Source organism: Macrococcus sp. DPC7161 (assembly GCF_004117835.1).
In the GTDB taxonomy this organism is placed as follows: Bacteria; Bacillota; Bacilli; order Staphylococcales; family Staphylococcaceae; genus SDSC01.
The window spans coordinates 1-18,185 of the sequence record NZ_SDSC01000014.1 but is presented as its reverse complement, the minus strand read 5'-3'; the positions used below and the strand labels follow the sequence as shown (position 1 = coordinate 18,185).

The window sequence follows — 18,185 nt, the reverse complement described above, 5'->3', positions numbered from 1 at the left end:
TTATATGGAATATTATAATTTCGTTAGAAAGAAGAGAAAATTAAAAAGCAAGACTCCTGTAGAATACAGAAATCTTGCTTTAATGAAAGTAGCTTAATAAAAAGTTCAACTTTTTGGGTTCACTACATTTCCCCAGCTTTTAAATTTTTTATTCAGCTTTTTCTTCTGAAGCTTCTTCTTTATCAGCCGCTTCTTCATCATTTGATGCTTCAGCATTTTCTTCTGCTTCTTCACCTTCAGCTGCTTCTGCTTCTTCGTCTGTTTCTTCAACTACAGTTGGTGGTACTACAGAAACGATTGCTTCATCGTCTTCATTGTTGATTTCATATTTCTTACCTGATTTTAAGTCACCAACTAAGATTGAATCACCAATATTTAATTCTGTTACATCAACTTCAATTGATTCTGGTACATCATCAGGTTTTGCTGTTACAGATAATTGGAATAATGGTTGTTGTACAACGCCACCTTCTTTAGCACCAGCTGCTTCACCTACTAAGTTCACTGTAACGTCTACTGTTAATTCAGCTTTCATATTAATAGCTAAGAAGTCAATGTGTGTAATTTGGTTTTTAATTGGGTCCATTTGGTAATCAGAAACCATAACTTTAATCGTGTTAGAACCTACGCCTAAATCGATAACACCATTTCGTCCTACTTCACGGATTACTTTAATGAAATCTACTTCTTCAACTTTAACTGAAGTATTTTTAGCACCATATCCGTATACTACTGCAGGAATTTTTCCTTCGTTACGAATTTTTCTTAAATCTGAACGTGATTGTTTACCTTGTCTAATAATTGATTTTAATTCTGTCATTTTAATTTGTCCTTTCAATCGTGCCTAGTGCACTCCTACGCTCACCCATCAGTTGTGGTAACCTGCTTGCGAACGTTTATTTTGTAACTTGTATAGTTAATAAATACCCATCATGTTATCCTTTAAACATTTTTATTTATATTTTTTACAATTTTTTATTTTTCAATATGATTCCAACACAAAAAAACACACCAAGAAACATGATTGTATCAATGTTTCTTGGTGTGTTTATATTTTTTTATTAATCAAATAAAATACTTACTGATTCTTGTTCATATACACGAACAATTGCTTGTGCTAATAATTCACCAACAGATAATTGTTTGATTTTTTCTGGTTTATTTTCTTCAGGTAATAAAATAGAATTCGTAACAACAAGTTCTTTAATCGCAGAATCTTGAATACGTCCATACGCAGGACCTGATAATACAGGGTGTGTACAGCACGCGTAAACTTCTTTAGCACCTTTATCAATTAAAGCTTGTGCTGCTAAAGTGATTGTACCTGCAGTATCGATAATATCATCGATAATGATTGCTGTTTTACCATTGATATCCCCAACGATATTCATCACTTCTGCTACATTTGGTTTTGGACGACGTTTATCGATAATTGCAATTGGTGCTTTTAAACGATCCGCCATTTTACGCGCTCTTGTTACCCCACCGTGGTCTGGTGATACGACAACGATTGAATCTTTATCAATTTCTTCTTTAGCGTCAAAGTAATCAGATAAAATCGGAACACCCATTAAGTGATCGATTGGAATATCAAAGAAACCTTGAATTTGTGGCGCATGTAAATCTAAAGCGATAACACGATCTGCACCAGCAGTTTCAATTAAGTTCGCAACTAATTTTGCTGTAATTGGCTCACGGCTGCGTGCTTTACGGTCTTGACGCGCATAGCCGTAATAAGGCATTACAACGTTAATTGTTACAGCTGATGCACGTTTTAAAGCATCAATCATGATTAACAATTCCATCACATGCTCATTTACTGGATTTGATGTTGGTTGAACGATGAATACATCACATCCACGAATACTTTCTTCGATATTAATTTGTACTTCGCCATCACTAAAACGTTTAACACTACATTTACCTAATGGAATACCCACGTGCTTTGCAATTTCTTCTGCTAAAGGTTCGTTACCCTTTAATGAAAATATTTTCAAATTCGTATTCTTGTATTCTGCGTTTAACATATTAATGCCTCCGATTTAAATTTTATTGACTCTTTGATTAGATGAATACATTTTATCAACTCTACTATTATACACTAAATCGCACTATATCTATATACTAATTCAAGTTTCACAAAATTTATTGTAAATACAAAATTACTTCTTGTAGTAACCTTCTTTAGTCGTTTGTCTTGCACGTCCTAACGCCAAACTTGATTCTGGTACGCTATCTGTAATCGTAGAACCGGCCGCAATAAATGAATAATCCCCAATTTCAACCGGTGCAACTAAATTTGAATTACATCCGATAAATGCATCTTTACCAACAACTGTTTTAAATTTATTCTTACCATCGTAATTAACAGTAATTGATCCACAACCTATATTTGTACGTTCACCAATTTCAGCATCACCAATATAACTTAAGTGTGATACTTTCGCTTCATCATGTAGACGCGCTTTTTTCACTTCCACAAAGTTACCAATCTTCACTTGCTTACCTAAATCACTACCTGGACGTAACTGAGCAAATGGACCTACCGTCGTTTCTTCATCAACAAATGATTCAGTAATTACAGATTGTTTAATAGACGCACCTTGTTTAATTTCACTATCCGTAATGATTGAATTTGCACCAATAAACACATTTTCTCCAATAATTGTTTTTCCTTTTAACATCACACCTGGTTCAATAATTGTATCTGCACCGATTTGTACATCAGCACCAATGTATGTATTTTCCGGATCAACAATTGTTACACCATTTAATAAATGCTCACGATTAATACGTAACTTCATGATTTTTTCAGCAATTGCCAAATTATAACGGTCATTGATACCAAGCGTTTCATCAAAATCTTCTGTCACATATGCTTCTACTAATTCTCCACGAGCAACCAATAACTTAATAACATCTGGTAAATAATATTCACCTTGCGCATTGTCATTATCCACTTCATGTAACAATTCAAATAATAAAGTGTTATCAAAACAGAAAGTACCAGAACTGATTTCGTTAATTAATTTTTCTTCGATATTTGCATCTTTTTCCTCTACGATGCGTTCCACACTACCATGTTCATTTCTAACAATTCGACCATAACCAAATGGATGGTTTGTTTTTGCTGTTAAGATAGTTGCCTTAGCACCTGTTGTTTCATGGTGATGAATAAATTGTTTTAATGTCTCTTCAGAAATTAAAGGTGTATCACCACAAATGACAATCGTCGTACCTGTTTTATCTTTTAAAACATCTTCAGCCATGCGTACTGCATGTGCTGTTCCTAACTGTTCTGTTTGCATGCTAAATGCTGTTTCAGATTGTAATGCGCGCTTTACTTCTTCAGCGCCATACCCTACAACAGTTACGATTTCTGTAACACCAGATGCTTTAATATTATCAATCACATGTTGAATCATCGGCTTTCCACAAACCGGATGTAACACTTTGTGTAACTTTGATTTCATTCTTGTACCCTTACCTGCAGCTAAAATGACTGCTTGTCTATTCATAAAAATTACCCTCCAAATGTATTCTTACTTAATATTATAGTTGATTATTCACGTATTGTTCAAGTTAGGGTCAAAGAGGACGGGTCAAAAGCGTTCAGCAACAAGTAAAAACCGAGCATGAACCAAAATCGTTCTTTGATTTTGAGTGATTGTGAGGTTGTTTACCGCAGTTGCTGCTTTTGTACCGCTGATAATACAAAAAAAGCGGTTGAGACATCAAACAATGTCTCAACCGCTTTAATATTATTCTACTTCATCTTTATTTTCTTCTTCATTTGAAGTTGACTCATTTTGTTCTTTTTCAGACACAACTTCTTCAGTTTCATCATAAACTTTCATAACAGCCGCTTGGATTTCTTGACGCATTTCCGAATTGATTGGATGCGCAATATCTCTAAACTCACCATCTGGTGTACGTTTACTTGGCATCGCTACAAATAAACCGTTATTTCCTTCTATTACTCGTAAATCGTGGATAACAAATGCATCATCTAATGTGATGGATACTAATGCTTTCATACGACTATCTGAAGCAATCTTTCTTAGTCTTACGTCTGTTACTTTCATGTGTAAAGCCTCCTAAATATTATTGAAGCATCACTTAATTTAGAAGTGCAACAACTTCTATTTCTACTTTCACATCTTTAGGTAGTCTGCTTACTTCCACACAACTTCTTGCTGGTAAATGTGTATTAAAAAATTCACCATACACATTATTGATTACAGGGAAGTCTTCCATGTTCGAAATAAAGATCGTTGTTTTTACGACCTTGTCTAATGATGAGCCACTTTCTTTTAATACATTTGATAAATTCACTAGTACTTGACGTGTTTGTTCAGCCACATCTTCACTTACTAATGACCCTTCAATTGTTAATGGAATTTGTCCACTTGTGTAAACCATATTATTAACTACGACTGCATGACAATATGGTCCAATTGCACTTGGGGCTTGATTTGAAAAAATTTGTTTCATGTTGTTTTCTCCTTTAATCGTTAAAATTTTTCTAAACAGTTGCCTTCTTCAACGGTAAAAGTTTGGTTGTACTCATCGACATTAGACAGTTTTACTAAAGAGATGTAGTCTTTAATTAAGCGATTTTCTACTTCTTTTGATTCTACAAGTACAGTTACCCCTTTTACCTTTGCTTTAAACTCATTCATTAAATTCATTACACCGATGATTGAGCCTCCTGCTCTCATAAAATCATCGACAATTAAAACATTACTACCTTCAGAAAGTGTTCTTTTAGATAAAACCATAGTTTCTATCTTTCTTGATGATCCTGAGACGTAGTTAATAGACACTGTTGAACCTTCTGTTACTTTATTGTCTTTACGTATCACTACTACGGGTAAATTCATTACATTCGCTACTGCATTTGCTAAAGAAATCCCTTTTGTTGCAATTGTAACTACTGCATCAATATCTTTATCCATATACATTGTAGCAATCATTTTACCTACTTGATTTAACATTCTAGGATTGCCTACCAAGTCAGACATAAATAAATAACCACCGGGTAGTAATCTTTCTTTCTCTCTTAACATTTGGCAAAGTGTTTCAATGACATCTTTTGCTTCGTCTTTATACATTTTAGGCTTAAACGTCACCCCACCACTTGCACCAGCTGTTGTAGCAATGATTCCAATTTCTTCTTTTTGAAAAGTATCTTTAATTATCTGAATATCTTCACTGATTGATGACTTTGCTTGTTCAAACTTTTGCACAAAGAAAGTTAATGGCACAAGTTCGTTTGGATGACTTAGCAAATAACTGGTCATATAAACGATTCTTTCACTTCTTTTAAACTTCATATTAAACCTCATTTACGCATATTATAGAACTAATATAACACAAATGTTCGGATTTTTACTATCCTAACATACGTACCATATATACTTCTTTACAACATCCTTTTAACGCATTTACGACACTCTTTGCTTGTCGCTCTTTACTAGCAAGTCCAAATACCGTTGGACCAGACCCGCTCATCATGGCATTATCAGCACCGGCTTTAAGCATTGTTTCTTTAAGCGTCTGAATAATAGGGTGCATTTCTATTGTGACCGTCTCCAAACGATTCCCTAACGCATTAATCATGGCTGTATAATCTCCATCAATGATTGCTTGTTTACATGTAGCTGTTTGAATTGTTGCATGTGGTACAGATAAATCTAAACTTTGGTATACCTCTTGTGTGGACACACTGATATCAGGTTTAGCTAAAATCACCCAACATGCTGGTGGTTTTGGTAAATGTTCTAACTTTTCTCCACGTCCAGTACATAGTGCCGTATCTTTGAAAATACAAAATGAAATATCCGAACCAATTTCTGCTGCATGTTCGCTTAAAGTTTCTAAGCTTAAATTTAAATCATATAATCGATTCATTCCTCTAAATGTCGCTGCGGCATCACTAGAACCCCCTGCAAGTCCTGCAGCGATTGGTATTTTTTTATCGAGTGTGATTGTTACACCTGTTTTAATATCATATTTGTCTATCATTAATTTTGCGGCTTTATAGGCTAAATTACGATGATCGTTTGGTACATATCGATTTTCGACTTTCAATACGATTTTTTTGTCTGTTCTTTTTTCTAAAGTTAAACGGTCATTTAAATCAACAGTTGTCATAATCATCTCAACTTCATGATAGCCATCTTCTCTTTTATACAACGTATCCAACGTTAAGTTTATTTTTGCAGGTGCAGTTTCAAAAATCATACATAGTCCTCACTTAATAAGATAATAAAAATAGTGTATCATAATTTGATGCTGAAATTCATTATAAATAAAAGAGACTAGGCATTGGCCTAATCTCTTAAAATGTTATTATTGCACAAGAAATTCTTCTTGCTCATCGTTTACAAATGTAACTTGAACGTTCTCCGTCAATACATCTGTGTATGTATACGACACTCTTTCAAAGTTATGTTGGTCTTGATCTAATTCAACAATGAATACTGACGGGTATGTTTCTCTTAAAATACCACGGCGTTCGATCAGCTTCTTACGACCTCCATTAGCTCTTAGTACAATACGATTTCCTAACTGACAATCAAGGATTTTTTTGATGTCTACTAAAGTCTTTGGCATATTGGACCCACCTCGCTATAGTAACAATTTTACCATGTACAGGAAAAACAGTCAACAAAATATTAAATTTTATCAACATTAAAGTCTGTTGTCAATGATTTATATAACTAAATTCGGAAAATTTTTCATTGAATTAGCAAGTTGTGCATACTCTTCTAGTGATAAACTCTCTCCTCGACGCGTAGGTGCAACATTACTTGCCTCTAGCCAAGCAATGATTTCTTCTTTATGTAATTTGCTATCTTTTATTAAAGACATGTAGTTGTTTAAAATCGTTTTTCTACGTTGTACGAATGCACCTCGAGTAAGTTTAAAATACAATGCTTCATCTTCAACAGTAACACGAGGTGTTGGCAATATTGTTAATTTCACCACTAAAGAATCCACATTTGGTGGCGGCATGAACACACCTTTAGGAACAATCATAACTCGTTCAACATCAGTATAATATTGAATAGCAATAGATAATGAACCATAAGATTTCGTTGAAGGTTTAGCTGTTAGGCGCTCTCCAACTTCTTTTTGCATCATCACAACGTAACTTTTAATATTCAATTGTTGTTCTAATAATCCCATTAATATAGGTGTTGTAATATAGTATGGCAAATTCGCCACAACAAAAATTTCACCACAGTCTGATAAATGTGTTTCTACGTAATGTTTCACGTCTGCTTTTAAAATGTCCTCATTAATAATCGTCACGTTATCATAATCACTTAAACTATCATCTAAAACAGGTAATAAGCGTTGATCAATTTCAAATGCCAATACTTTCTTTGAGTACTTTGCTAATTGTTCTGTTAAAGACCCCATACCAGGACCAATTTCGATGACACCACTTGTTTTATCAATACCACTTGAATGGATAATATTTCGTATTACATTGGCATCAATTAAGAAGTTTTGTCCTAAGCTTTTCTTAAAGCTAAAACCGTATTTATTTAAAAGTTCCTTTGTTCGTGTAGGTGTTGCGATATCTAATTTATTCATTTTTCCTCCTTCATTGCATCGATGACATCTGATTCTGTAATACCGAATGCATTCAATCTATGAAACAATTGTTTACCGTTACAATAGCCGATTTTTAATTTTTGACATAATCGTTTTCTATTTTGTTTTGCACGTGGACCTACGATTAATTCTAAATCGATCAATAAATTTTTACTAACTGTTTCTGAATCATGTTCAAATGGACTACTTACATGAGTCAACGCTTCTTGAATCGCTGCAATCGGTGCATGCTCAATACCAATTTTACCTTTTTTATTGACCGCAATTTGGGCATCAATGAATGCGTGCTTTACACCAGGAACATGCTGTTCTATCGTTTTTCTAATCTTTTCACCTGGATAATCAGGGTCCGTTAAAACGATGACGCCTCTTACTTCTTGAGCATGTCTAATCACTTCTAATGTATCTTGATTGATTGCTGAGCCATTTGTTTCTATCGTATCGCATTCTACAGCAAGTTTTAGACGTGTTGTATCATCTTTACCTTCTACAACAATGATTTCATTTATTTTCATAATATACTCCATAAATTTAACAATAGTACAATTATACTTTAATTATATTAAAATGATACAAAAAAATCCTAAATTGAAACATTCAATCCAGGATTTATCATTAAATTATTAAAGTTTGAATAAACGTTCTGCATTTAACGTTGTTTGTTTCGCTACCTCTTCATACGTGATACCTCTTAAGCTCGCAATCTCTTCAGCTACAAGCTTTACATGCATCGGTTCGTTGCGTTTACCACGATAAGGATGTGGCGTTAAATATGGTGCATCTGTTTCTACAATCAATCGATCTAGCGGGACATGTTTCGCAACTTCTTTCGGTTGCTTTGCATTTTTAAAGGTAACTGGACCACCTAATGAAATCATGAAGTTTAACATCAACACTTCATCACAAGTTTCAGGACTACCACTAAAACTATGCATTACCCCGCCAACTTCTTGTGCATTTTCAGATTTTAAAATTTCAATCACATCTGCAGTTGCTTCACGATTATGAATCACAATCGGCAAGTTCACTTCTTTTGCTAACTGTATTTGACGCTTAAACACTTCTTTTTGGATGTTTTTCGGTGATTTATCCCAATGATAATCAAGTCCCATCTCACCAATAGCAACAATCTTCGGATGTTTCGACAAATCTTTAATCCAATCATAATAGTCATCATTGAAATCAATTGCATCTACTGGATGCCACCCAATAACACCATATACAAAGTCATATTGATCAATCAATTGCATCGTTCTTTTGATTGTTTTTTCATCAAAACCAACAACAATCATTCGGTCAATACCCGCTTCTAAGGCACGATCAATCACTTCTTGTAAATCTGTTTCATATTGGTCTGCATTTAAATGCACATGTGTATCGATTAACATCATTACACTCCTTTATTTGATGATTGAACCATTTTCAATCACACTTGGTAAACTTACTAGTGTTAACGTACCCTCTTTTTCTGCTGATAAAATCATACCTTCTGATTTTTCACCACGTAATTCAACAGGTTTTAAGTTCGTTACAACAACAACCTTTTTACCAATAATGTCTTCAGGTTTATAGAATTTTGCAATCCCTGATACGATTTGACGTTCTTCAAAACCTAAATCCACTTGAATTTTTAACAACTTATTTGCTTTTTTAACATAATCCGCATCAATGATTGTCGCTGCACGTAATTCCACTTCATTGAATGTATCGATTGTAATTTCAGCCTTAAGTTCAGGCTTTTCTTCTTCTGTTTGTTCAGGTGCTGGTGGAGTCATTGTACCTTTAATAAACTCCACTTCTTGTGCTGTATCTAAACGTGGGAAGATTGGACTTGGTGATTCTGTTACTTTCAATGTACCAATCTTACCGTAAGCATCTAAACTTTCAAATGTATCTAATACACCGCGTTCAATATTCAATTGTTTAAACACTTTGTAAGGTGCTTCTGTTAAGAATGGACGTAATAACACACTTGCAAAACGGATGTTTTCAACAAGGTGATACATTACGCTTTCTAAAGCTTCTTTTTGAGATTCATCTTTCGCTAAAATCCAAGGTGTAGTTTCATCAATATATTTGTTTGTACGTGAAATGAATTTCCACACTTCTTGTAAAGCAACTGAGAATTGTAAATTCTCCATCGCTTCATCGTATTTTACTTTTGTTTCAAGCGCCAATGCTTCAATTTCAGCATCTACTGGGTGCATTTGTCCTTTATAACCAGTTAATGTACCACCAAAATATTTATTAATCATTGCAATTGTACGATTAACTAAGTTACCTAAGTCATTTGCAAGGTCAAAGTTTGTACGGTCAACGAATGCTTCTGGTGTAAATACGCCGTCAGATCCAAACGGTAACTCACGCATTAAATAATAACGTACCGCATCTAAGCCGTAACGATCAATTAAAATATGAGGATCTACGACATTACCTTTAGATTTACTCATCTTGCCATCTTTCATTAAAATCCAACCATGCGCGAAAACTTTCTTAGGTAATGGTAAATCTAAAGCCATTAATAATACTGGCCAAATAATCGTATGGAAACGAACGATTTCTTTTGCCATTAAATGTACATCGGCTGGCCAATATTTTTTAAAATCTGTATCATCTTCAGATAAATATCCTAAAGCTGAAATATAGTTTGTTAATGCATCAATCCAAACATAAACAACGTGTTTTGGATTTGAAGGTACTTTCACACCCCAGTCAAATGAAGTACGCGATACTGCTAAATCTTCTAAACCTGGTTTGATGAAGTTGTTTAACATTTCATTTTTACGAGATACCGGTTGAATAAAGTCAGGATGTTCTTCATAATATTTCACTAAACGGTCTGCATATTTACTTAATTTAAAGAAGTAACTCTCTTCTTTAACTAATTGCACTGGGTGCCCTGAATCCGGGCTTTTACCACCTACAATTTTGTCTCCTTCATAAATAGGATCTACAAGTTGTGTTTCTGTGTAGAATGTTTCATCGGGTACAGAATACCAACCCTCATACTCACCTAAATAAATATCGCCTTGTGCGAGTAAACGTTCAAACACTTTTTCGACAACTTTTTTATGGCGTTCTTCAGTTGTACGAATAAAATCGTCATTAGAAATATCTAATTTACGCCATAAAGCTTGAATATCGGCAATGATTTCATCTAAATATTCAATTTCAGTTTTACCTGCTGCTTGGGCCTTTTCTTGAATCTTTTGACCATGCTCATCTGTACCTGTTAAATACTTCACATCAAACCCTTGTAATCGTTTATAACGTGCGACAACATCTCCAGCTACAGTTGAATATGCGTGCCCAATATGTAATTTACCACTCGGATAATAAATCGGTGTCGTAATATAAAATGTCTCTTTCGTCATATCATTGCCTCCTCTATTCTTATCCTTTAAATATACCTAAATTTCTCACTTTTTTCAATATTACTTTAATTGTAAATTCGACATTACAATTTGTTACAGTTTTATGCATAATTAATTACAAAATAGAAAAAAACATTATTTTATCGCTATTTATATTGACAATGTAAAAAAACGGTAGTAAACTCTAAAATATAGAAATGTCGAAAACATATTCAGTTTTGTCGAATTTACTAAATTTACATTATTTAATATATGGAGGAAATACAAATGAAATCTACAGGAATCGTAAGAAAAGTTGACGAATTAGGACGTGTAGTAATTCCTATCGAATTACGTCGTATTTTAGATATCGCAGAGAAAGACGCTTTAGAAATCTACACAGATGCTGATAAAATCATCTTAAAAAAATACAAACCAAGCATGACTTGTGCAGTTACTGGTGATGTATCTGAAGATAACTATTTATTAGCTGGTGGTAAAATCGTTTTATCTAAAGAAGGCGTACAACAATTATTAAAAGAAATCGAAGAAAAAGACGCTAAATAATTGAATCAAACAAATTAAGAGGAAGGACAAATGTCCTTCCTCTTTTTATTGTATGTGATATGCTTGATAAACGTCTTGCTTTTTCATTTGTCTATCAACACTTGTTTGTTTAATTGCTTCTTTTGATTTCATTCCTGATTCAATATAATGTTCTACATGATCCACGATACTTAACTTATCCCACCAGTTGTTTTCTGACTGCTTATCATACGGCGCAATACATATTACAAATTCACCCTTTAGCTTAATCGTATCATCTAAAGCTTTTATTGCTTCTGTTACTAGCATTGTTTCAACTTGTTCAAATTTCTTCGTTAACTCTCTTGCAATAGATACCATTCTATCTTCATCTATTATTTTAATCGTTTCTAATGTGTGTTTTACACGATAAGGTGACTCGTAAATAATAATTGTATGCGGTAACGCCATTAAATGTGATAATCTTTGTTTTTTCTCATTATCTTTTCGTGGTAAAAAACCATCAAATAAAAATGAATATGATGATAAACCACTCGTCATTAATGCAGTCAGTGCTGCATTTGGGCCCGGGATAGATTCTACTTTAATTTCATTTTCTCTAGCCGCAATCACCAATTCATAACCTGGGTCACTAATCAATGGTAACCCTGCATCAGATACAAGCGCACAATTTAAGCCATTATTGAGTGAATCAATCACTTGTTCTGTCATTACTTCTTTATTGTGATCATGATAAGCTTTTAACGGTGCCGTAATTTCAAAATGCTGGCACAACTTTTTCGTTACACGTGTATCTTCACAATAAATAATATCCGCTTCTTTTAATATACGAACTGCTCTATACGTGATATCTTCTAAATTACCTATAGGCGTTCCAACTAAGTATAATGTACCGCGCATATTATCTCTCCTTTATTAATTGCATTTTTTGTTTTCTTGTTAATTGTTTAATTGCATATTCACGTTTCAATGCATCACTTTTCGTTTCAAATGCTTCTTCATAAATACTCTTTACCGGTCTTCTATGCTTTGTATATTTAGCACCTAAACCATCATTGTGCTTTTTAAGGCGCTTATCTAAATCATTCGTGTAACCTGTATAATATGTCCCATCACTACATTCTAAAATATAAATATAATGTTGATTATTGCTCTCCATAATAAACCTCTATCATTTCTTTTGAATAATCTTCTCCATCATATATATAAAATGGTGACATCATTTTTACATCTTGCTTGCCACCTTTTATACCTTCTACAACTACTGTAATAGCTTGTGGTTTATCACATTTTGCATAGATGGGATAAATTTTCTTAGGCTCAATACCTGCTAATCTCATCGAACAAAGTACATCTACTAAACGATCTGCACGTTGAACAACCATGAACTTGCCACCTTGCTTTAATAAATGCTTTGCACTTTGGCAACAATCATCAATATCGCACAGCACTTCATGCCTAGCAATCATATGTGTGTCAAGTTGATGTTTAAAATTTTGATTATCTCTAAAGTAAGGTGGATTACAAGTCACAACACTATATGTACTCGGTACAAAATGTTTTGTCACTTCTTTTAAATCCATATGGTATAGCTTAATTTGATTTTCTAAATGATTATGGATAATTGTTCTTTCTGCCATATCTACTAACACATCTTGAATTTCAATGGCATCTATCATTGCTGTCGATTTATGTGATAGAAGTAATGGAATAATACCGTTACCCGAGCATAAATCCATTACACGGTCTTTTCTTTTTACATGCGTAAAGTGCGCTAGTAACAATGCATCTGTTGAAAATGAAAAAACATCATCTGATTGAATAATTTCTAAGTTTTCTTTAATCAATTTGTCCAATCGTTCATTACTTTTTAGCATATTGCCTCCAATAAAAAAAGGCTTAACGCCTTTTTATTTATTATCTAAAATATTTAAACAAAACATACAATCGCTACCTTCACGATGCTTTCCAAACAACTCTCCAGCACAAATATGAAATCCTTCGCGATATAACATTGCTAAGTTTTCTTTACTTTGCAGTGGTTTCATTTTCTTTTCTTCTTTTGTTTGTGTTTGAATCACACGTTGTAAATGATCACGCTCTATTGTCAATGCGACATTTTCTTCAACTAATTCAACGGTCATTTTTTTTAAACGTTCAAAATCTTTATTTAACGTATTCATTTGTGTCTCAAGTAACACGATTGTATTTAATAATTCATCTCGGTTCATTAAGAACACCTCTATACTGTGACTTCATCTATATGGTAATCCATAATTTGTTCCATGCCCTCAACTTTTACTTGCATGGTTACATCTAAAATGTTTAATCCAACTACTTTACCTGGTCCTTCAGGCGTTGTAATGATTTTACCGATGTCCGGCAACATTTTGCGCGTTGACTCATAATAATCATTTTCATACTTTAAACAACACATTAATCGTCCACATGCACCTGAAATTTTAGTTGGATTTAATGACAAGTTTTGATCCTTTGCCATCTTGATAGAAACGGGCTCAAAATCACCTAAATAAGTAGCACAACATAAACTTCTACCACAAGGACCGATACCACCTAAAATTTTAGCTTCATCTCTCACACCGATTTGCCTCAATTCTATACGTGTCTTCAAATCATAAGCCAAACTTTTTACCAATTCTCTAAAATCAATTCGATCATCAGCTGTAAAATTAAAAATCACTTTACCTTTATCTAATGTGTAAACTGCATTCACTAAACGCATATCTAATTGATGATTTTTCACGTGCTTTTTGCATAAAGCCAACGCTGCATCTGCATCAATCATATTTTGTTCATACTTCATTAAATCTTCAGGTGTTGCTTTACGCTTAATCGGCTTTAATGGCAGCACGACATCATTTTCGTCTACCATTTTATTCGCGATAACCACACGTGCTAACTCTACGCCTCTTTTTTCTTGTTCGATTACTACAAATTCATCTATATATAAAATTTCATTACCAGGTGAAAAATACTCTGTTCGACCCGCTTTTTGAAACTTTACGCCTATAATTTCAATCATTTATTCACCTCATATAAATACGGATGCCGAGTTGTTCTAAAACCAATGTGATGTTAACATATTGCATTAACTTCTCTTTTGCATTCAAAGTTGCATCAATATATACGACTAAATTATCTATAGAAAGCATATCTACTTGAACACCTTCAACTTCTCGATAACTTACTGGTGCTACGTTCATTTTCTTGTATAATAAATCTTGAAAATAAAGCTGCATCATATCAATAAACATCAATTGTTTCTCACGGCTGTCTAATAAACTTACAATATCCACAATTTTTATTAAACTCATTGTACCATCATTTAACAAACTCTTACACCAATTTATTACGGCACTTCTTATTTCATTAAAAGACTGTTCTATCCAATATTCAGCATCCTTTTGGCTTAATTTCAGCTGCTGCATAGTTTGTAATGTAGCAGGTTGAATACCTGGTATCTCAACTAAATCCATTTCAGCAGAAGGAATATGTATGTGCTGACATCTTGAATGAATCGTTGGCAAAATATGATTTGAATGTGTCGAAGTCAATATCGCAATTGTATTTTCAGGAGGTTCTTCAAGAAACTTTAAAATACTATTTTCACCCTGAGTGGTTACTTTATCAAACTCTGAAATTACATAAACTTTATATGTTCCCTCAATTGGCTTTTGATTCATGCGATGTAATACATGTTCTATTGCTTCTTTTTTTATCGTTTGCTCTTTCGAATCAATAAATAAGAAGTCGGCATGATTCCCTTGTTCGACCTTTAATTTACATATATCATCAGAACATAAAATAGCTTGTGCAAATAATACTGCTTGCTCATTTAAGTCGCTTAAACGATCGCCTTCAAATAAGTATGCATGATTGATTTTATTTTGTTCAATGATGGTTTGAAGTTGATTTAACATCATGATAGCTCCTTCATAATGAAAAGCCACCGTAAGGTAGCTTTTTAAAATTGATGAAATTGTTCAACTGGTAATACAAAAACAGTCGCACCACCGATTTCAACTTCTACTGGATATGGAATATATGCGTCTGCATTCCCACCCATAGGCGTTACCGGAGTTACAAGTTGTTCGCGATTACCACAATTTTTATTAATTAATGTTAATAACTCATCTACACGTGTATCGTCTACACCACATAAAAATGTCGTATTTCCAGCGCGTAAAAAACCACCTGTAGAAGCAAGTTTAGTTGTTCTAAAATCATTTTTTGTTAATACATCTGATAAATTTTGACTGTCTTGATCTTGTACAATTGCAATGACCATTTTCATAGTTATACACCTCAATTTATTATATCATATCTAAATTAAATCGTTTATTGATTACTTGGATACACGCATTTAAAACAGCTTCTGGACTTTGTGTTGCGTCAATCTTTACAATACGCTCTGGATAAGTTTTATATAATGCTTCATAACCATCAACCACACGTTGATGGAAATCCAACTTCTCACGATCTAATCGATTTGTTTCACGTGAATTACTTTGAATACGCGCAATACCGATTTCAGGTGGTACATGTAAATAAAGCGTTAAATCCGGAAATTTACCTTCAATAGCATACCCATTTATTTTTAATATGTCTTCTACGCCTAAACCTCTCGCATAACCTTGATATGCTAAAGAACTATCAATAAAACGATCACATATAACCATTTTACCCTCTTTTAGTGTGGGTAATACTTTTTCTACTAAGTGTTGTCTTCTACTTGCAGCAAATAATAAAGCTTCTGTACGATAATCCATTTTATCATCGCTATCAAGTATGATTGATCGAATCGATTCACTGATTTTAATACCCCCTGGTTCACGTGTTGTAATAACAGGTAAATGCTTATCAAAATAAGCCTGTAAACCTTCAATCACTGTCGATTTCCCAGACCCCTCTGGTCCTTCAATTGTTATAAAATAAGACATAATTTACTCCTTTAGTTCTCATCAATATTTTTAAATACTTTTATGCGTCCATCTACTATACCTTGAATATGAATACCCAATTGCATTAAATGATGAATACATTCTATATGATCTCCGTTAATTTTTTCACCCTTTAATACTACCGGTATTCCAGGCGGATACGGAATAATATGTTGTGCAACAACATATCCAATACACCTATCTACATTTAACCATTTAGCATTCATTACATTGACACTTAATAATTCACCCGGTCCAACATATAAACTTTCAAAATGCTTTACATCACTTTTTTCTAATTTAATTACGCTTAATCGATGAATCAAATCATCAAATAAATATGCATCTCCTTCATGCCATAATGGTAAAACAAACAATACAAAATTTTCATTACTCAACTCGGTATAAATGTGTTGAGTTTCTAAAATTTGTTGTAATTCAGTACCTTTATAGTCCGTGTGGTAAATCATTAACTTTAAAGGATCTTCAACCTCAATAACCCCAAATTGAACTTTCAATACTTTAATCAATTCAGATCGACGTTCAAAAAACAATTCATCATTATAGTTCAAATAAAACTGATGTGCAGATTCTAAACCTTCCATCAATAAATAGGACGGACTTGAAGATTGTAACATCGTTAAATAATGTAATACATTATCTTTAAATGGATAATCATCTCTTATATGAACCACAGAAGACATCGTCAATGCTGGTAATGTCTTATGATAAGACTGAATAACAATATCCGCATCAAATTTAGTCGCTGAATCAGGAAATTGATCAGAAATATTAAAATGCGCACCATGCGCTTCATCCACGATAACCAATATATCATGCTGATGAAAAAATGAAATTACACGTTCAATATCAAAACACTCACCAAAATAATTAGGATACGTTATTACGACAATGCCTATTTCCTTTAAGTCATTGACCTTAATACAATCCAAATCCATCTCACTAAAAACACCTGTTTTTTTAGAAGTTTTCATTGGTAATGTATAAGCACCCTTACCGCATAATTCTAAAGCATTAAAAACAGACTTATGTGCATTTCTCATGATAGCTACTTTTTTGTCATCATAACCGACACTGCCCATAATTGAAGAAAGAATACCCACTGTTGTACCACTTACAAGAAACTTTGAAAAGTATCCTTCTTTATATAAAAGCGCCTCACTATTTTTAATAATGCCGTCTGGATGATGATAATCATCCATCCCAGTAATTTCAGTAATATCATTTTTTAGTTTAAGATTTAAATGACCGATTGTGCCATAGTGATGCCCAGGCACATGTAATGAGATTGGATTAAGATGATGATGTTGTTTAAGTTGATTTGAAATAGGTTTCATAGTCTCACCCTTTAAAACAAGTTGTAATTAGTATATCATTTTTTAGATTGATATTTAGTATAAGAAGGCATTATAAATGAATAAAAGAAGGTAGATATTAAAATGAGTGGGCTGTATTTGCTATTTACAGCCCACTCAGCAACATATTTAAATAAAAAAATGCAAAAAAAAAGAGACCTAACAGGTCCCCGATTGCGGCTCATCGCATCCATTTTATATTGCCCGGCAACGTCCTACTCTCACGGGCCGTAAGACCAACTACCATCGGCGCTAAAGAGCTTAACTTCTGTGTTCGGTATGGGAACAGGTGTGACCTCTTTGCCATCGTCACCAGACAA

At 33.5% G+C, this 18,185-nt stretch carries 23 protein-coding genes and 1 rRNA gene; 2 read left to right on the top strand and 22 right to left on the bottom strand.

The window, feature by feature from the left end; translation table 11 throughout:
* Positions 1-4 precede the first annotated feature (4 nt).
* Positions 5-97: an IS3 family transposase gene (locus tag ER639_RS12600; protein ID WP_368665656.1), complete on the top strand. Its 93-nt coding sequence runs from the start codon at positions 5-7 to the stop codon at positions 95-97.
* Between the two features lie 51 nt (positions 98-148).
* Here the strand turns inward: ER639_RS12600 and ER639_RS11810 are convergent, their stop codons facing one another.
* The 12 genes from ER639_RS11810 to metG all read right to left on the bottom strand — a co-directional run bounded on the left by ER639_RS11810 (position 149) and on the right by metG (position 11,003).
* Entirely contained in the window at positions 149-820 is a 672-nt protein-coding gene (locus ER639_RS11810) for a 50S ribosomal protein L25/general stress protein Ctc (RefSeq protein WP_129065956.1), read from the bottom strand.
* 241 nt (positions 821-1,061) lie between these two features.
* On the bottom strand, positions 1,062-2,027 hold the full coding sequence (locus ER639_RS11805; protein WP_129065955.1) for a ribose-phosphate diphosphokinase: 966 nt from the start codon (positions 2,025-2,027) through the stop codon (positions 1,062-1,064).
* A gap of 135 nt (positions 2,028-2,162) precedes the next feature.
* The gene (gene glmU / locus ER639_RS11800; RefSeq protein WP_129065954.1) at positions 2,163-3,518 is read right to left on the bottom strand and encodes a bifunctional UDP-N-acetylglucosamine diphosphorylase/glucosamine-1-phosphate N-acetyltransferase GlmU; all 1,356 of its coding nucleotides are present in this window, start codon (positions 3,516-3,518) and stop codon (positions 2,163-2,165) included.
* 243 nt (positions 3,519-3,761) lie between these two features.
* Positions 3,762-4,085, bottom strand: coding sequence for a septation regulator SpoVG (spoVG, locus tag ER639_RS11795; RefSeq protein WP_129065953.1), 324 nt, complete (start codon positions 4,083-4,085; stop codon positions 3,762-3,764).
* A 34-nt stretch (positions 4,086-4,119) separates the two neighbouring features.
* The gene (locus tag ER639_RS11790; protein ID WP_129065952.1) at positions 4,120-4,494 is read right to left on the bottom strand and encodes a RidA family protein; all 375 of its coding nucleotides are present in this window, start codon (positions 4,492-4,494) and stop codon (positions 4,120-4,122) included.
* A gap of 20 nt (positions 4,495-4,514) precedes the next feature.
* Positions 4,515-5,336, bottom strand: a complete 822-nt coding sequence (gene purR, locus ER639_RS11785) for a pur operon repressor (RefSeq protein ID WP_129065951.1) — start codon at positions 5,334-5,336, stop codon at positions 4,515-4,517.
* Positions 5,337-5,394: 58 nt separating this feature from the next.
* Entirely contained in the window at positions 5,395-6,246 is an 852-nt protein-coding gene (gene ispE, locus ER639_RS11780) for a 4-(cytidine 5'-diphospho)-2-C-methyl-D-erythritol kinase (protein WP_129065950.1), read from the bottom strand.
* 108 nt (positions 6,247-6,354) lie between these two features.
* Positions 6,355-6,618 (bottom strand): biofilm formation stimulator Veg, encoded by a 264-nt coding sequence (gene veg / locus ER639_RS11775; RefSeq protein WP_129065949.1) that lies wholly within the window; start codon positions 6,616-6,618, stop codon positions 6,355-6,357.
* 99 nt (positions 6,619-6,717) lie between these two features.
* The gene (rsmA, locus tag ER639_RS11770) at positions 6,718-7,608 is read right to left on the bottom strand and encodes a 16S rRNA (adenine(1518)-N(6)/adenine(1519)-N(6))-dimethyltransferase RsmA (RefSeq protein ID WP_129065948.1); all 891 of its coding nucleotides are present in this window, start codon (positions 7,606-7,608) and stop codon (positions 6,718-6,720) included.
* On the bottom strand, positions 7,605-8,144 hold the full coding sequence (gene rnmV / locus ER639_RS11765; protein WP_129065947.1) for a ribonuclease M5: 540 nt from the start codon (positions 8,142-8,144) through the stop codon (positions 7,605-7,607). Before rnmV ends, rsmA begins: the two co-directional genes overlap by 4 nt.
* A gap of 108 nt (positions 8,145-8,252) precedes the next feature.
* A complete protein-coding gene (locus tag ER639_RS11760) occupies positions 8,253-9,017 on the bottom strand; it encodes a TatD family hydrolase (protein ID WP_129065946.1) in 765 nt (254 codons plus the stop codon).
* 12 nt (positions 9,018-9,029) lie between these two features.
* A complete protein-coding gene (gene metG, locus ER639_RS11755; RefSeq protein ID WP_129065945.1) occupies positions 9,030-11,003 on the bottom strand; it encodes a methionine--tRNA ligase in 1,974 nt (657 codons plus the stop codon).
* A 267-nt stretch (positions 11,004-11,270) separates the two neighbouring features.
* On the opposite strand from metG, the gene ER639_RS11750 reads away from it, so the two are divergent.
* Entirely contained in the window at positions 11,271-11,549 is a 279-nt protein-coding gene (locus ER639_RS11750) for a transition state genes transcriptional regulator AbrB (RefSeq protein WP_129065944.1), read from the top strand.
* A 45-nt stretch (positions 11,550-11,594) separates the two neighbouring features.
* On the opposite strand, the gene rsmI is transcribed toward ER639_RS11750, so the two are convergent.
* The 10 genes from rsmI to rrf form a co-directional block, all read right to left on the bottom strand.
* Positions 11,595-12,428 carry a 16S rRNA (cytidine(1402)-2'-O)-methyltransferase gene (gene rsmI, locus ER639_RS11745; RefSeq protein WP_129065943.1) on the bottom strand — a complete coding sequence of 278 codons (834 nt, stop codon included), beginning with the start codon at positions 12,426-12,428 and terminating at the stop codon, positions 11,595-11,597.
* Position 12,429: 1 nt separating this feature from the next.
* Positions 12,430-12,687: a GIY-YIG nuclease family protein gene (locus ER639_RS11740; protein WP_129065942.1), complete on the bottom strand. Its 258-nt coding sequence runs from the start codon at positions 12,685-12,687 to the stop codon at positions 12,430-12,432.
* Positions 12,674-13,405 carry a tRNA1(Val) (adenine(37)-N6)-methyltransferase gene (locus ER639_RS11735; protein WP_129065941.1) on the bottom strand — a complete coding sequence of 244 codons (732 nt, stop codon included), beginning with the start codon at positions 13,403-13,405 and terminating at the stop codon, positions 12,674-12,676. Before ER639_RS11735 ends, ER639_RS11740 begins: the two co-directional genes overlap by 14 nt.
* Before the next feature lie 33 nt (positions 13,406-13,438).
* Positions 13,439-13,759 (bottom strand): DNA replication initiation control protein YabA, encoded by a 321-nt coding sequence (gene yabA / locus ER639_RS11730; protein WP_129065940.1) that lies wholly within the window; start codon positions 13,757-13,759, stop codon positions 13,439-13,441.
* 11 nt (positions 13,760-13,770) lie between these two features.
* The gene (locus tag ER639_RS11725; protein WP_129065939.1) at positions 13,771-14,571 is read right to left on the bottom strand and encodes a PSP1 domain-containing protein; all 801 of its coding nucleotides are present in this window, start codon (positions 14,569-14,571) and stop codon (positions 13,771-13,773) included.
* A gap of 4 nt (positions 14,572-14,575) precedes the next feature.
* Positions 14,576-15,469: a DNA polymerase III subunit delta' gene (locus ER639_RS11720; RefSeq protein ID WP_164993444.1), complete on the bottom strand. Its 894-nt coding sequence runs from the start codon at positions 15,467-15,469 to the stop codon at positions 14,576-14,578.
* A 44-nt stretch (positions 15,470-15,513) separates the two neighbouring features.
* Positions 15,514-15,843 (bottom strand): cyclic-di-AMP receptor, encoded by a 330-nt coding sequence (locus ER639_RS11715; protein ID WP_129065937.1) that lies wholly within the window; start codon positions 15,841-15,843, stop codon positions 15,514-15,516.
* Positions 15,844-15,862: 19 nt separating this feature from the next.
* A complete protein-coding gene (tmk, locus tag ER639_RS11710) occupies positions 15,863-16,489 on the bottom strand; it encodes a dTMP kinase (protein ID WP_129065936.1) in 627 nt (208 codons plus the stop codon).
* Positions 16,490-16,500: 11 nt separating this feature from the next.
* Positions 16,501-17,847 carry an aminotransferase class V-fold PLP-dependent enzyme gene (locus ER639_RS11705; protein ID WP_129065935.1) on the bottom strand — a complete coding sequence of 449 codons (1,347 nt, stop codon included), beginning with the start codon at positions 17,845-17,847 and terminating at the stop codon, positions 16,501-16,503.
* Between the two features lie 220 nt (positions 17,848-18,067).
* Positions 18,068-18,182 (bottom strand): 5S ribosomal RNA (gene rrf / locus ER639_RS11700).
* Between the last annotated feature and the right edge of the window lie 3 nt (positions 18,183-18,185).

What these genes read in the sequence shown, in the direction of transcription:
- tmk (WP_129065936.1), bottom strand. Translation starts at nt 16,489, where the DNA reads ATGTCTTATTTTATAACAATTGAAGGACCAGAGGGGTCTGGGAAATCG.
- ER639_RS11715 (WP_129065937.1), bottom strand. Translation starts at nt 15,843, where the DNA reads ATGAAAATGGTCATTGCAATTGTACAAGATCAAGACAGTCAAAATTTA.
- glmU (WP_129065954.1), bottom strand. Translation starts at nt 3,518, where the DNA reads ATGAATAGACAAGCAGTCATTTTAGCTGCAGGTAAGGGTACAAGAATG.
- spoVG (WP_129065953.1), bottom strand. Translation starts at nt 4,085, where the DNA reads ATGAAAGTAACAGACGTAAGACTAAGAAAGATTGCTTCAGATAGTCGT.
- ER639_RS11740 (WP_129065942.1), bottom strand. Translation starts at nt 12,687, where the DNA reads ATGGAGAGCAATAATCAACATTATATTTATATTTTAGAATGTAGTGAT.
- ER639_RS11810 (WP_129065956.1), bottom strand. Translation starts at nt 820, where the DNA reads ATGACAGAATTAAAATCAATTATTAGACAAGGTAAACAATCACGTTCA.
- ER639_RS11790 (WP_129065952.1), bottom strand. Translation starts at nt 4,494, where the DNA reads ATGAAACAAATTTTTTCAAATCAAGCCCCAAGTGCAATTGGACCATAT.
- rsmA (WP_129065948.1), bottom strand. Translation starts at nt 7,608, where the DNA reads ATGAATAAATTAGATATCGCAACACCTACACGAACAAAGGAACTTTTA.
- ER639_RS11735 (WP_129065941.1), bottom strand. Translation starts at nt 13,405, where the DNA reads ATGCTAAAAAGTAATGAACGATTGGACAAATTGATTAAAGAAAACTTA.
- ER639_RS12600 (WP_368665656.1), top strand. Translation starts at nt 5, where the DNA reads ATGGAATATTATAATTTCGTTAGAAAGAAGAGAAAATTAAAAAGCAAG.
- ER639_RS11720 (WP_164993444.1), bottom strand. Translation starts at nt 15,469, where the DNA reads ATGTTAAATCAACTTCAAACCATCATTGAACAAAATAAAATCAATCAT.
- metG (WP_129065945.1), bottom strand. Translation starts at nt 11,003, where the DNA reads ATGACGAAAGAGACATTTTATATTACGACACCGATTTATTATCCGAGT.
- ER639_RS11705 (WP_129065935.1), bottom strand. Translation starts at nt 17,847, where the DNA reads ATGAAACCTATTTCAAATCAACTTAAACAACATCATCATCTTAATCCA.
- veg (WP_129065949.1), bottom strand. Translation starts at nt 6,618, where the DNA reads ATGCCAAAGACTTTAGTAGACATCAAAAAAATCCTTGATTGTCAGTTA.
- purR (WP_129065951.1), bottom strand. Translation starts at nt 5,336, where the DNA reads ATGAAGTTTAAAAGAAGTGAAAGAATCGTTTATATGACCAGTTATTTG.
- rnmV (WP_129065947.1), bottom strand. Translation starts at nt 8,144, where the DNA reads ATGAAAATAAATGAAATCATTGTTGTAGAAGGTAAAGATGATACAACA.
- ER639_RS11725 (WP_129065939.1), bottom strand. Translation starts at nt 14,571, where the DNA reads ATGATTGAAATTATAGGCGTAAAGTTTCAAAAAGCGGGTCGAACAGAG.
- rsmI (WP_129065943.1), bottom strand. Translation starts at nt 12,428, where the DNA reads ATGCGCGGTACATTATACTTAGTTGGAACGCCTATAGGTAATTTAGAA.
- ER639_RS11760 (WP_129065946.1), bottom strand. Translation starts at nt 9,017, where the DNA reads ATGTTAATCGATACACATGTGCATTTAAATGCAGACCAATATGAAACA.
- ER639_RS11805 (WP_129065955.1), bottom strand. Translation starts at nt 2,027, where the DNA reads ATGTTAAACGCAGAATACAAGAATACGAATTTGAAAATATTTTCATTA.
- yabA (WP_129065940.1), bottom strand. Translation starts at nt 13,759, where the DNA reads ATGAACCGAGATGAATTATTAAATACAATCGTGTTACTTGAGACACAA.
- ER639_RS11750 (WP_129065944.1), top strand. Translation starts at nt 11,271, where the DNA reads ATGAAATCTACAGGAATCGTAAGAAAAGTTGACGAATTAGGACGTGTA.
- ispE (WP_129065950.1), bottom strand. Translation starts at nt 6,246, where the DNA reads ATGATTTTTGAAACTGCACCTGCAAAAATAAACTTAACGTTGGATACG.